This is a genomic window from Streptomyces sp. NPDC003247 (assembly GCF_042888135.1).
GTDB lineage: Bacteria > Actinomycetota > Actinomycetes > Streptomycetales > Streptomycetaceae > Streptomyces.
This window is the reverse complement of the sequence record NZ_JBIAPF010000008.1, coordinates 443489-456299: the sequence shown is the minus strand read 5'-3', so window position 1 is coordinate 456299 and position 12811 is coordinate 443489. Positions and strand designations below refer to the sequence as shown.

Here is a 12811-nt window from a genome sequence, read left to right as displayed (position 1 = left end):
GTTGATAGGCCGGATCTGGAAGCACGGTAACGTGTGGAGGTGACCGGTACTAATAGGCCGAGGGCTTGTCCTCAGTTGCTCGCGTCCACTGTGTTAGTTCTGAGGCAACGACCGTTGCCGGTTTGAGTGAAAACAAGTGAAAAGTGTGCTTGTTCGCTCGAAACCATTAGGGTTTCGGTGGTTATAGCGTGAGGGAAACGCCCGGTTACATTTCGAACCCGGAAGCTAAGCCTTACAGCGCCGATGGTACTGCAGGGGGGACCCTGTGGGAGAGTAGGACGCCGCCGAACAATCTTTGGAAGGACCCCTGGTCCCAGCGTTCAGCTGGGACCAGGGGTCCTTTTTGTTTTTCCGGAGCGCACCGGGTACCCGGTTGCGCGAGAATGACTTGCGGTACCGAAGACAGGAGTCACCATGTCCACCAACTCTCCCGACGACCGACCGGAGCGCGACCAGCGGCGACGGGACAGTGGGGATCGCGGTGAGCGCGGCGACGGCGGCCGTTTCCGTAACGACCGTGGTGAGCGCGGTGACCGCGGCGGTTTCCGCCGCGACAACGACCGCGGTGGGTACGGCGGTCACGGTCGACGTGATGACCGGGACCGCGGTGACCGCGGAGGGTTCCGCCGAGACGACCGCCGTGATGATCGGCGCGACGACAGGCGCGGCGACCACCGTGGCGGGCACGGCGATCGCGATCGCGGTGGCTACGGCCGGCGTGACGACCGCCGTGAAGGCGACCGGGGCTCGCGTCCCGGATTCCAGCGGGACGACCGCGACCGTGGGGCACGCCGGGACGATCGCGGGGACCGTGGTGACCGGCCCGCCTTCCGGCGCGACGACCAGCGAGGCGGCTACGGCCGGCGTGATGACCGTCGTGACGACTCACGCAGCGGTCACGGCCGCCGTGACGACCGGGGCGGCTTCCGCCACGACGACCGGGGCGGTTTCCGCCATGACGACCGTCGTGACGACCGCAGGGACGATCGGCGCGATGACCGTCGTGACGACCGTCGTGACGACTCACGCAGCGGCTACGGCCGCCGTGACGACCGTGGTTTCCGCCGTGACGACCGGGGCGGTTTCCGCCGCGATGATCGGCGTGATGACCGCCGTGACGACCGTCGAGGCGATGACCGCGGGGACCGGGGCGGATTCCGGCGCGACGACCGCCGGGACGACCGGCGCGACGACCGCGGGGACCGTGGTGGGTTCCGCCGTGACGACCGCCGCGACGATCGGCGTGATGACCGGCGCGACGACCGTCGGGGCGATGACCGCGGGGACCGTGGTGGGTTCCGGCGCGACGACCGCCGTGATGACCGCCGGGACGACAGCCGGGGTGGCGAGCGCGGTGGATTCCGTGGGCGGGACGACCGCGGTGGGCGCGGCCCGCGTCGGGACGACCGGGGCGGTAGGCCCGGTGGCTTCCGGGGCCGTGACGGACGGGACGACCGCCGGGGCGGCGGGCGGTTCCGCGACGAGCGGGAGCGTGACCGTGACCGCGAGCCGATCAAGCGGCTGCCGATCCCGGAGGACGTCACCGGCGACGAGATCGACAAGGACGTACGGCAGGAGCTCCAGAGCCTGCCGAAGACGCTCGCCGAGGACGTCGCCAAGAACCTGGTGATGGTGGCGCGGCTGATCGACGAGGACCCGGAAGGGGCCTACGGCTACTCCAAGGTCGCGCTGCGACTGGCGTCGAGGGTCGCCGCCGTGCGGGAGGCCGCCGGCTTCGCCGCGTACGCCAACCAGAAGTACAGCGAGGCGCTCGCCGAGTTCCGGGCCGCCCGGCGGATGACCGGGTCGGTGGAGCTGTGGCCCGTCATGGCCGACTGCGAGCGTGGGCTCGGACGTCCCGAGAAGGCACTGGACATGGCCGGGGCACCCGAGGTGCACAAGCTCGACAAGGCCGGGCAGGTCGAGATGCGGCTCGTCGCGGCCGGTGCCCGCAGGGACATGGGGCAGCTGGACGCGGCCATCGTGACGCTGCAGAGCCCCGAGCTGGCCTCCCACTCCGTGCAGCCGTGGACCGCCCGACTGCGCTACGCGTACGCGGACGCCCTCCAGGCCGCCGGACGGCAGAGCGAGGCACGGGAATGGTTCGCGAAGGCCGTCGAGGCCGACCGCGACGGCAGCACGGACGCCTCGGACCGGCTGGCGGAACTGGACGGCGTGGAGTTCGTCGACGCGCTGGACGAGGACGCGCCCGACGGCGAGCCGACCGAGGACAAGACCGACGGCAAGACCGACGGCAAGAGCGAGGGCCAGGACTGACACACGTCGGTGAAGGACGAAGGGGCGGGATCCCGGTGGAAGCCGGGATCCCGCCCCTTCGCCGTACGGAAGGTCAGAGGTCCAGGGCGCGCAGCACCAGGCCAGAGGCCGGTTTCGGACCGAAGGACGTCGACTTGCGGGGCATCGTGACGCCCTGGCGGGCCAGATCGCGGACCACGTCCTCGCGGACCGGGTGCAGCAGCACCGCCGTGGCGCCGTCGTGTTGCGCCTTCTCGACCGTCGCGGCCGTGTCGTGGATGTAGGCGATGCGGGAGGGGTCGTCGTCCGGGACGTGCCACACATGAGCCAGGAGTGTCATGTGCAGGACCGTGGCGTCCAGGGAGCGCCAGGCCTCCGGGCGGTCGGCGGGCACCGTGCGGGCCAGCAGGGCCGGATCAGGGCGGTCGAGGAGGTGGAAGGCGCCGTCACCGGCCAGGAGGAAGGCGTTGCCCGCGCAGGCGGCGTCGGCCAGGGCGTCGAGTGCCTCCGGCAGCGGTCCCGTCAGGCGGCGGACGCGGAACAGGCCCTCGACGCGGGACAGGGCGTCCGCCACCGGCAGGCCGTGCAGCAGGCGGTGGATGGCACGGACCCGCAGGGGATAGCGGGCCGTGTCGACCAGGAGGACCAGGCCGTGGTCCCAGGGACTGGGGGAGCCGTGCTCCGCGCGGAGGCGCCGGTACGTCGCCCAGCGGTGGTGGCCGTCGGCGATCAGGGCCTGGTGAGGGGAGAGGCCGCCCTGGACACGGGCCACCTCGGCGGGGTCGGTGATCGACCAGAGGCGGTGGTGGTAGCCGTCCTCCGTGGCGGTGGAGAGCAGCGGGGGCCGTTCGGTGGAGCGGTCCACGACGTCCGCCGCGGCGCCGTCGCCCCGGTAGGTGAGGAGCAGGGGTTCGAGGTTGGCGTGGGTGGCGCGCATCAGGGCCGCGCGGTCGGCGACGACGTGCGGCATGACGTCCTCGTGGGGGAGGACGACGCCCGCCGAGGGCTCCGAGACGCGCAGCGCGCCGATGACGCCACGCTGGAGTACGCCGTCGGAGTGCCGCTGTTCGTAGACGTACAGGGCCGGTTCGGGGTCGGCCGCCAGGACGCCCTCGGAGAGCCAGCGGCGCAGGGTGGCCGCGGCCTGCTCGTTGCGGGCGGCTGCCGTGCCGGCCTGGGGAAGGATCAGCCGGACGATGTTGTACGGGTCCGCGTCCTGGAGGTGGTGCAGACCGTCGGGGCGGACGACGACGTCGTACGGCGGGGATGTGACGGCGGCGAGACTGCCGACCCGGTCGGGGTCGTAGCGCAGGCCTCGGAACGGGGTGAGTTCCAGGCCTCGGGGCGCCGTTGCTTCCGAGTGACCCGCTGAGTTCATCCCGGCATCGTACGTGTGTCAGTGGCATGCGGGATGATCGAGGAAAGCGAGCGAACGAGGAGCGATGCGGAATGAGCCCGAGCGTGAGGACGGGTCCCGACGGCAGTGGACAGGCCCTGAGCGAGGCGTACGACACGGCGCTGCTCGACCTGGACGGGGTGGTGTACGCGGGCGGGAGCGCGATCGTGCACGCCGTCGAGTCCCTGGCCGCCGCGCGGGAGGGCGGGATGCATCTCGCGTACGTCACCAACAACGCGCTGCGGACGCCCGACACCGTGGCCGCGCACCTCACGGAGCTGGGGATACCGACAGGAGCGCGGGACGTCATCACCTCGGCGCAGGCGGTGGCCCGGCTCATCAGCGAGCAGGTGCCGGCCGGGGCACGGGTGCTCGTCATCGGCGGGGACGGGCTGCGGGTCGCGCTCCGGGAGCGGGGTCTGGTGCCGGTGGAGTCGGCGGACGACGACCCGGCGGCCGTCGTCCAGGGGTACGGCGGGCCGGACCTGCCGTGGGGGCGGTTCGCGGAGGCGTCGTACGCCGTCGCGCGCGGCGTGCCGTGGTTCGCGTCCAACACCGACCTGACCATTCCCAGCGGGCGGGGGATCGCCCCGGGCAACGGGGCCGCGGTGGAGGTCGTGCGGATCGCGACCGGGGCCGAGCCGCAGGTCGCGGGCAAGCCGCTGCCCCCGATGCACCGGGAGACGATCCTGCGCACCGGCGCCGAGCGACCGCTGGTGGTGGGGGACCGGCTGGACACCGACATCGAGGGGGCGTTCAACGGGGAGGTCGACTCGCTGCTGGTCCTCACCGGGGTGACCGACGGCGCCCGACTCCTCGCCGCGCCGCCGCAGCACCGGCCGACCTACGTCGACGCGGACCTGCGGGGTCTGCTCACCGGACAGCCCGAGGTGACGGCCGACGGGGACGGCTTCCGGTGCGGTGGATGGACCGCGAAGGCCGGGGCCGAGCGGCTGCGCCTCGACGGTGACGGCGACGCGTTGGACGGGCTGAGGGCGCTGTGCGCCGCCGCATGGACGGCGGCGGGTGACGGTGTGTGCGAGCTGGACGGGGAGAAGGCGCTGGCGCGGCTCGGGCTGTGAACCGGCCGCCCCGCGGTGGCGTGCCTGCGATGACACCCCGCGGTGGCATGGCTGCGATGACACCCCGCGGTGGCGTGGCTGCGATGACACCTCGCGGTGGCGTGGCTCCGGATGCGGACGCGAAAAGTGCCGCAACCGGTGTCGGTCAAGGCATCGAGCCAGGTGAGGAGGGTAGGCTAACCTAACTGCGTGTTGGTCGACAGTGTTCCAGAACAGCGCGCGGAGACCGCCCCCGCGCCCCCAACCCGCCGGGCGGGCCGTTCCCTTGGGCTGCTCGTCTCCCTCGCGGTCCTGGTGGTCGTGGCAGTGGCGAGTGTCGCCATCGGTGCCAAGGAACTCTCCCTGGAACAGGTCTGGCACGGCCTGTTCCACGACACGGGGACCTACGGCGACGTCGTCGTGGGCGAGCGGCTGTCGCGGACGGTGCTCGGGCTGCTGGTCGGTGCCGCGCTGGGACTCTCCGGAGCCGTGCTCCAGGCCCTCACCCGCAACCCGCTGGCCGATCCCGGACTGCTCGGCATCAACGCGGGCGCGTCGGCCGCGGTCGTCACCGCCATCACCTACCTCGGCGTCACCAGCCTGACCGGCTATGTGTGGTTCGCCTTCTTCGGGGCGGCCGCGGTCGGTGCGCTGGTGTGGTTCCTCGGCGGCAGCCGCGGCGCCACGCCGGTGCGGCTCGCGCTGGCCGGCACCGCGATCAGCGCCGCGCTCTTCGGCTACGTCCAGGCCGTCATGATCATGGACAAGGCGGCGCTCGCCAGGATGCGCTTCTGGACGGTCGGTTCGCTGGCCTCCGCGACCGACGAGACGATCCGGCAGGTGCTGCCCTTCCTGGCGGTCGGCACGCTCCTGGCGTTCCTGCTCGCCCGGCCGCTCAACGCCATGGCCATGGGCGACGACACCGCCAAGGCGCTCGGCGCCCACCTCGACCGCACCCGGGCGCTGTCCATGCTCGCCGCCACCGTGCTGTGCGGTGCCGCGACCGCCGCCTGCGGGCCGATCGTGTTCGTCGGACTGATGGTCCCGCACGTCGTCCGCTCCTTCACCGGACCCGACCTGCGCTGGATCATGCCGTACGCGGCGCTGCTGTCGCCGGTGCTGCTGCTCGGCTCCGACGTGATCGGCCGGGTCGTCGCCCGGCCGTCGGAGGTCCAGGTCGGCATCATCACCGCCGTCATCGGCGGCCCGGTCTTCATCTTTCTCGTACGACGGCGGAGGACGGCCCAGCTGTGAAGACCGCATCCAAGACCGCGGCGGAGACCTCGGGGCGGACCCCTGCGGAGGGGACCGGGCGGCCCGGGGAGACCGGCCGCACGGGCGCCCGTACGCCGGGGACGCTTCGCGCCCTGCGCACGCCCGGGGGACTCTCCCTGCGGGTGGACGCGCGTGCCCTCGTCGTCGTCGTGCTGCTGGTGGCCGCCGCGCTCACCGCGAGCGTGGTGCTGATCGGCACCGGCGACTTCCCGATCCCGTCCGGCGACGTGCTGAAGACGCTGGCGGGCGACGGCACCGCGGGCCAGGAGTTCATCGTCAACGAGCTGCGGCTGCCGCGCGTCCTCGTCGGGCTGCTCGCCGGGGCCGCGCTCGGACTCGGCGGCGCCGTGTTCCAGGCGGTGTCCCGCAATCCGCTGGGCAGCCCGGACGTGCTCGGGCTAGGGCAGGGGGCGACGGCCGGCGCGCTCGTGGTGATCGTGCTGATGTCCGGGTCCGCCAACCAGGTCGCCGTCGGGGCGCTCGTCGGTGGTCTGGTCACCGGTGCCGCCATCTACCTCCTCGCCTGGAAGCGCGGCGTGCACGGCTACCGGCTGGTGCTGGTCGGCATCGGTGTGTCGGCCATCGCGACCGCGGTCAACGGGTACCTCATCACCAAGGCCGACCTGGTCGACGCGGCCCGCGCGGTCGTGTGGATGACCGGCTCGCTCGACGGCCGGGACTGGAAGCAGGTCTGGCCGCTGCTCGCGCTGGTCTGTGTGCTCGCCCCGCTCGTCCTCGCCAACGCGCGCGGGCTGCGGATGATGGAGATGGGCGACGACGTCTCCAACGCCCTGGGCGTGCGGGTGGAGCGCGTACGGCTGCTGCTGATGGTCGCCGCCGTGCTGCTCACCGCGGCCGCCACCGCCGCCGCCGGGCCCGTCGCGTTCGTGGCGCTCACCGCGCCGCAGCTCGCCCGGCGCCTGACCCGTTCGCCCGGCCCCAACCTGCTGCCCGCGCTGTGCATGGGCGCCGCCCTCCTGGTCACCGCCGACTGGGCCGCGCAGCGGCTCTTCGGCGACGGACAGCTGCCCGTGGGCGTCGTCACCGGTGTGCTCGGTGGCGTCTACCTGCTGTGGCTGCTGGTCACCGAGCGCCGGTCGGGCCGCATATGACGCCCGGCCGGGACAGCGCGTCCGGCCGGGACATGAGCGCCACCACCCGTGTCAGCCACGGGCTGAACAACCAAAGGAGCACCGTGAACCGCCTGTCCGCCGAGAACGTCACCCTCGCCTACGACCAGCGGGTCATCGCCGAACAGCTGTCGGTGGAGATCCCCGACAACTCCTTCACCGTGATCGTCGGCCCCAACGCCTGCGGCAAGTCGACGCTGCTGCGGGCGCTGTCGCGGATGCTGAAGCCGAGTCAGGGTCAGGTGCTGCTCGACGGGCAGGTCATCCAGTCGATGCCCGCCAAGAAGGTCGCGCGGACGCTGGGCCTGCTGCCGCAGTCCTCGATCGCGCCCGACGGCATCACCGTCGCCGACCTGGTGGGCCGTGGCCGCTACCCGCACCAGGGCATCCTGCGCCAGTGGTCGACGGAGGACGAGCGGGTCGTCCAGGAGTCCATGGCGCAGACCGGCGTCGCCGAGCTCGCCGACCGGTACGTCGACGAGCTGTCGGGCGGTCAGCGGCAGCGGGTGTGGATCGCGATGGCGCTCGCCCAGCAGACCCCGCTGCTGCTGCTCGACGAGCCGACCACCTACCTCGACATCCAGCACCAGATCGACGTCCTCGACCTCTGCGCCGAGCTGCACGAGGAACAGGGCCGCACCCTGGTCGCCGTCCTGCACGACCTCAACCACGCGGCCCGGTACGCGACCCACCTCATCGCGCTGAGGGGCGGCGAGGTCATCGCCCAGGGCGCGCCGAACGACGTCGTCACGGCCGGGCTGGTCGAGGAGGTCTTCGGGCTGCGCTGCCAGGTCATCGACGACCCGGAGACGGGGACGCCGCTGGTGGTGCCGGCGGCGCGCAAGGCGCGGACGGACGTGCGGAAGGTCGCGGCCGCGGAGGCTTCCTGAGGGTCACCGCGCCTTTTCGGGGCCGCACAGGAGCCTCCGGACCCCTTCAGGGGCTTTCACAGGAGCTTCCGGAGCCCTTCGGGGGCTTTCACAGGAGCTTCCGGAGGCGGAACAGGTCGCGCAGGCCCGCCTCCAGCCTCACCCGGCCCGAACCCCAGGCCTTCGCGAAGGCCAGGTCGCCGTCCACCATCGCCACCAGGTCGTCCCCGGTCATGGTGAGACGTATCTGGGCCTTCTGCGGCGGCGGGCCCTGGACGGTGTCGTCGACCTCGATGCGGCCGCCGGTGAGGCGGCCGACGAAGGTGATGTCCAGGTCGGTGAGGCGGCAGCTCACCGAGCGGTCCAGGGACACGGCCTCGCGGGCGTCACCCCGGGTGCCCCCCAGGTTCTCCGAGAACTTCTCCAGTGCGGCGCGGCACTCCTCGATCGTGGCCATCGCGCCCGACGGTACCCCAGGGGTTCGCGGTAGCGTCGGGGCATGAGCGACACAGCGCCGGACGACGGGCTCGCGCCGCACACCGGGCCCGCGCCGGGCGCCGGGCCCGCACGGCACGCCGGGCTCCCGCAGGACGCCGGGCTCCCGCGCGACGAGGGGCCCGCGCGGGGCACGGGTGTCGTGCGGGACGCCGAGACCCCGTCTGGCGCCGACGCCGTGCCCGGCGCCGACGCCGTGCCCGGCGGATCCGACGGACCTGACGGACCTGACGGACCTGACGGACCTGGCGGACCTGGCGGGTCCGATGGCGGGTCTGGCGGGCCCGACGGCCCCGGTGACGACCCCGCCGCCCCCGCGCCCCTGCACGTCCCCCGCACGCCCACCGGCAACGACGAGGTCGACGCCCACCTGGAGCGGCTGGCCGACGCCGACCACCTCGGCACGGACGGCCACCTGGAGGTGTACGAGGATGTACACCGGGGGCTGCGCGACGCGCTCACCGCGCTCGACGCCCGCCCGGGACCTCCGGCGCCCCCCTCGACGTAGACCGGTAGGAGCTGAACCGAACGTGGCAGGAGTCGCACGTCGTCGTCTGGACGCGGAGCTGGTGCGCCGGAAGCTCGCGCGCTCGCGCGAGCACGCCGCCCAGCTGATCGCCGCGGGACGGGTCACCGTCGGGAAGACCGTCGCGACCAAATCGGCCACGCAGGTGGAGACCGCGGCGGCCATCGTCGTCGCCACCGACGACAGCGATCCCGACTACGTCTCGCGCGGCGGGCACAAGCTGGCGGGCGCGCTGACGGCGTTCGTGCCGCGGGGGCTCGTCGTCGAGGGACGGCGGGCGCTGGACGCCGGCGCGTCCACCGGGGGCTTCACCGACGTCCTGCTGCGGGCGGGCGCCGCGCACGTCGTCGCCGTCGACGTCGGGTACGGACAGCTCGCCTGGTCCCTCCAGAGCGATGAACGCGTCACCGTCAAGGACCGTACGAACGTACGCGAGTTGACGCTCGAAGCGATCGATGGGGAGCCAGTGGATCTTGTCGTGGGGGACTTGTCCTTCATTCCGCTCGGGCTGGTGCTGCCGGCCCTGGCGCGGTGCACCGGGCCGGACGCCGACCTGGTGATGATGGTCAAGCCGCAGTTCGAGGTGGGGAAGGAACGGCTCGGCAGCGGGGGTGTCGTCCGCAGCCCGCAGCTGCGGGCCGAGGCCGTCCGTGGCGTGGCCGCGAGGGCGTGGGACCTCGGGCTCGGTGTGAAGGGTGTCACCGCCAGTCCGCTGCCCGGGCCCTCGGGCAACGTCGAGTATTTTCTGTGGCTCCGGGCCGGGGCGCCCGCCCTGGACCCGGCGGATGTTCACCGTGCAGTGGCGGAGGGGCCGCGTTGACACAGAACCGAGCTCGTACTGTTTTCCTGCTGGCCCACACGGGCCGGCCCGCCGCGATCCGCAGCGCGGAGCTGGTCGTGAAGGGGCTGCTGCGCGAGGGCATCGGCGTGCGCGTCCTGGAGTACGAGGCGGCCGACCTGCCCCTGCCGGACGAGGTGGAGCTGGTCGCCGAGGCCACCCCGCAGTGCCTGGTGGGCTGCGAGCTGCTGATCGTCCTCGGTGGTGACGGCACGCTGCTGAGGGGCGCGGAGTTCGCGCGGGCGTCCGGCGTGCCGATGCTCGGCGTGAACCTGGGCAGCGTCGGCTTCCTGGCCGAGGCCGAGCGGGACGACCTGGACAAGGTCGTCGACCGGGTGGTGTCGCGGGCGTACGAGGTCGAGGAGCGGATGACCGTCGATGTCGTCGTGCACCGCAACGGGGACATCGTGCACACCGACTGGGCGCTGAACGAGGCGGCGGTGCAGAAGGCCGGCGCGGAGAAGCTGCTGGAGGTCGTGCTGGAGATCGACGGGCGGCCGGTCACCGGCTTCGGGTGCGACGGCATCGTGCTGTCGACGCCCACCGGGTCCACCGCCTACGCGTTCTCGGCCGGCGGGCCGGTGGTGTGGCCCGAGGTCGAGGCGCTCCTCATGGTGCCGATCAGCGCGCACGCGCTGTTCGCGAAGCCGCTGGTGACCTCGCCGAACTCGGTGCTCGCCGTGGAGCTGCTGCCGCACATTCCGCCGGGCGTGCTGTGGTGCGACGGGCGGCGGACCTTCGAGCTGCCTCCGGGGGCGCGGGTCGAGGTGCGGCGGGGGGCCGTGCCGGTGCGGCTCGCGCGACTGCACCACGCCTCGTTCACCGACCGGCTGGTGGCGAAGTTCGCGCTGCCCGTCTCGGGGTGGCGGGGGGCCCGGCACTAGCCGGTCGCAGGAGGAGCAGGAGGAGCAGGAGGGGCAGGAGGGGCAGGGGGGCAGGAGGGGGTGGCCGGGGACCGCCGGCGGCCGTGGGCCGTGGGTGGCCGGCCGCGCCCACGCGGCGGGGGCCGTACTTCGGCGCGGTCCCGCGTCCCCGGGACACCTCCACCCGCCCGGGTGACAGGGTGCCTCGCACTTCTCCTCCCGGACCTCGTAAGGTCGTGTCCGTGTTGGAGGAGATGCGGATACGGTCGCTCGGGGTCATCGACGACGCGGTCGTCGAGCTGTCGTCGGGCTTCACCGCCGTCACGGGTGAGACGGGCGCGGGCAAGACCATGGTGGTCACCAGCCTCGGGCTGCTGCTGGGCGGGCGCGCCGACGCCGCGCTCGTGCGGATCGGCGCCGAGAAGGCGGTCGTCGAGGGGCGGATCGCCGTGCCCGCGGACGCCTCGGTGGTCGTACGGGCCGAGGAGGCCGGGGCCGAGCTCGACGACGGGGCGCTGCTGATCAGCCGTACCGTCTCCGCCGAGGGGCGCTCGCGGGCGCACGTCGGCGGGCGCAGCGTGCCGGTGGGCGTGCTGGCCGAGCTGGCCGACGAACTGGTGGCCGTGCACGGGCAGACCGACCAGCAGGGACTGCTGAAGCTGTCCCGGCAGCGGCAGGCGCTCGACCGGTACGCCGGGGACGCCGTCGCCGTGCCGCTGGCCAAGTACACCGAGGCCTACCGGCGGCTGCGGGCCGTGTCCGTCGAGCTCGACGAGATCACCACGCGCGCGCGTGAGCGGGCCCAGGAGGCCGACATGCTGCGCTACGGGCTCGACGAGATCGCCGGCGTGGAACCGCGGGCCGGGGAGGACGGGGAGCTGGCGGAGGAGGCGGAGCGGCTCGGGCACGCGGAGGCGCTGTCCTCGGCCGCCACGGCCGCCCACGCCGCTCTGGCGGGCAATCCGGAGGACCCCGAGGGCATCGACGCCGCGACGCTCGTGGCGGGCGCGCAGCGGGCCCTGGAGGCGGTGCGGGCGTACGACCCGGCGCTGTCCGCGCTCGCGGACCGGATCGGGGAGATCGGGATCCTGCTGGGTGACGTGGCGGGAGAGCTCGCGGGGTACGCCGACGACCTCGACGCCGACCCGCTGCGGCTGGCCGCCGTGGAGGAGCGGCGGGCCGCGCTCACCGCGCTGACCCGGAAGTACGGGGAGGATGTCGCCGGCGTCCTCGCGTGGGCCGAGCGGGGTGCCGAGCGGCTGACCGAGCTGGACGGCGACGACGAGCGGATCGACGAGCTGACCGCCGAACGGGACGCGCTGCGGACCGAACTGGGCGGACTGGCGCAGGCGTTGACGGACGCGCGGGCGGAGGCCGCCGAGCGGTTCGCCGCCGCCGTGACCGCCGAGCTGGCGTCGCTGGCCATGCCGCACGCGCGCGTGTCGTTCGAGATCCGGCAGACGCCGGACCCCGAGGGCGTGGCGGTCGGCGGGCGGACGGTCGCCTACGGGCCGTCCGGTGCCGACGAGGTCGAGCTGCTGCTCGCCCCGCACCCGGGCGCGCCGCCGCGGCCCATCGCCAAGGGTGCCTCCGGCGGTGAGCTCTCGCGGGTGATGCTCGCCGTGGAGGTCGTGTTCGCGGGGACGGATCCCGTGCCGACGTATCTGTTCGACGAGGTCGACGCGGGCGTGGGCGGCAAGGCCGCGGTCGAGATCGGGCGGCGGCTGGCGCGGCTGGCGAAGACCGCGCAGGTCGTCGTGGTCACGCACCTTCCGCAGGTCGCCGCCTTCGCCGACCGGCAGCTGCTGGTGGAGAAGACGAACGACGGGTCCGTGACCCGGTCCGGCGTGAAGGTCCTCGAGGGCGAGGAGCGGGTCCGGGAACTGTCCCGGATGCTCGCCGGACAGGAGGACTCCGAGACGGCCCGGGCCCACGCGGAGGAACTGCTGGCGACGGCGCGGGCGGACGTGTAGCGCCCCGCCGGCCGGGGCCGGGCCCGGGGCCCGTGTTCTGGGAAGCGGAGCGCACGAGGGGCGGTGACCTTGGGGTCACCGCCCCTCGTGCGTGGCCGGGCGGGTTCCGTGGTGCTCGCGCGGGCCCCG

11 protein-coding genes, 2 rRNA genes and 1 pseudogene are annotated in these 12811 nt (G+C 73.4%); 12 read left to right on the top strand and 2 right to left on the bottom strand.

All coding sequences use genetic code 11. The annotated features are described in order from the left end of the window. From ACFYWQ_RS28265 to ACFYWQ_RS28250, 4 genes and pseudogenes are all read left to right on the top strand, one after another. Nucleotides 1-73: ribosomal RNA gene (locus ACFYWQ_RS28265) — 23S ribosomal RNA — on the top strand; the annotation flags it as partial. Nucleotides 74-173: 100 nt separating this feature from the next. Further along, a 5S ribosomal RNA gene (gene rrf / locus ACFYWQ_RS28260) occupies nucleotides 174-290 on the top strand. Between the two features lie 145 nt (nucleotides 291-435). After that, nucleotides 436-1314, top strand: a pseudogene (locus ACFYWQ_RS28255) (hypothetical protein); the annotation flags it as partial. A gap of 207 nt (nucleotides 1315-1521) precedes the next feature. Next, a complete protein-coding gene (locus ACFYWQ_RS28250) occupies nucleotides 1522-2277 on the top strand; it encodes a hypothetical protein (RefSeq protein WP_389520093.1) in 756 nt (251 codons plus the stop codon). Nucleotides 2278-2350: 73 nt separating this feature from the next. On the opposite strand, the gene ACFYWQ_RS28245 is transcribed toward ACFYWQ_RS28250, so the two are convergent. Beyond that, a complete protein-coding gene (locus tag ACFYWQ_RS28245; protein ID WP_389520063.1) occupies nucleotides 2351-3634 on the bottom strand; it encodes a DUF1015 family protein in 1284 nt (427 codons plus the stop codon). Between the two features lie 71 nt (nucleotides 3635-3705). Here ACFYWQ_RS28245 and ACFYWQ_RS28240 point away from each other — a divergent pair, with 71 nt between their 5' ends. The 4 genes from ACFYWQ_RS28240 (at nucleotide 3706) to ACFYWQ_RS28225 (ending at nucleotide 8008) form a co-directional block, all read left to right on the top strand. After that, a complete protein-coding gene (locus ACFYWQ_RS28240) occupies nucleotides 3706-4734 on the top strand; it encodes an HAD hydrolase-like protein (RefSeq protein ID WP_389520061.1) in 1029 nt (342 codons plus the stop codon). A gap of 189 nt (nucleotides 4735-4923) precedes the next feature. Beyond that, complete coding sequence (locus ACFYWQ_RS28235; protein WP_389520059.1) at nucleotides 4924-5967, top strand: FecCD family ABC transporter permease; 1044 nt, start codon at nucleotides 4924-4926, stop codon at nucleotides 5965-5967. Nucleotides 5968-6080: 113 nt separating this feature from the next. Next, nucleotides 6081-7100 carry a FecCD family ABC transporter permease gene (locus ACFYWQ_RS28230; RefSeq protein ID WP_389520091.1) on the top strand — a complete coding sequence of 340 codons (1020 nt, stop codon included), beginning with the start codon at nucleotides 6081-6083 and terminating at the stop codon, nucleotides 7098-7100. Between the two features lie 32 nt (nucleotides 7101-7132). Next, nucleotides 7133-8008 (top strand): ABC transporter ATP-binding protein, encoded by an 876-nt coding sequence (locus ACFYWQ_RS28225; protein ID WP_389520057.1) that lies wholly within the window; start codon nucleotides 7133-7135, stop codon nucleotides 8006-8008. Nucleotides 8009-8096: 88 nt separating this feature from the next. Here ACFYWQ_RS28225 and ACFYWQ_RS28220 read toward each other — a convergent pair whose 3' ends face one another. Continuing rightward, nucleotides 8097-8444, bottom strand: a complete 348-nt coding sequence (locus ACFYWQ_RS28220) for a sterol-binding protein (protein WP_389520056.1) — start codon at nucleotides 8442-8444, stop codon at nucleotides 8097-8099. Nucleotides 8445-8660: 216 nt separating this feature from the next. Here ACFYWQ_RS28220 and ACFYWQ_RS28215 point away from each other — a divergent pair, with 216 nt between their 5' ends. From ACFYWQ_RS28215 to recN, 4 genes are all read left to right on the top strand, one after another. Then, nucleotides 8661-8990 (top strand): hypothetical protein, encoded by a 330-nt coding sequence (locus ACFYWQ_RS28215; RefSeq protein WP_389520089.1) that lies wholly within the window; start codon nucleotides 8661-8663, stop codon nucleotides 8988-8990. Nucleotides 8991-9012: 22 nt separating this feature from the next. Then, nucleotides 9013-9828 (top strand): TlyA family RNA methyltransferase, encoded by an 816-nt coding sequence (locus ACFYWQ_RS28210; protein ID WP_389520055.1) that lies wholly within the window; start codon nucleotides 9013-9015, stop codon nucleotides 9826-9828. Continuing rightward, on the top strand, nucleotides 9825-10730 hold the full coding sequence (locus tag ACFYWQ_RS28205; protein WP_389520053.1) for an NAD kinase: 906 nt from the start codon (nucleotides 9825-9827) through the stop codon (nucleotides 10728-10730). Before ACFYWQ_RS28210 ends, ACFYWQ_RS28205 begins: the two co-directional genes overlap by 4 nt. A gap of 233 nt (nucleotides 10731-10963) precedes the next feature. Next, a complete protein-coding gene (gene recN, locus ACFYWQ_RS28200) occupies nucleotides 10964-12682 on the top strand; it encodes a DNA repair protein RecN (protein WP_389520087.1) in 1719 nt (572 codons plus the stop codon). Nucleotides 12683-12811: the final 129 nt, after the last annotated feature.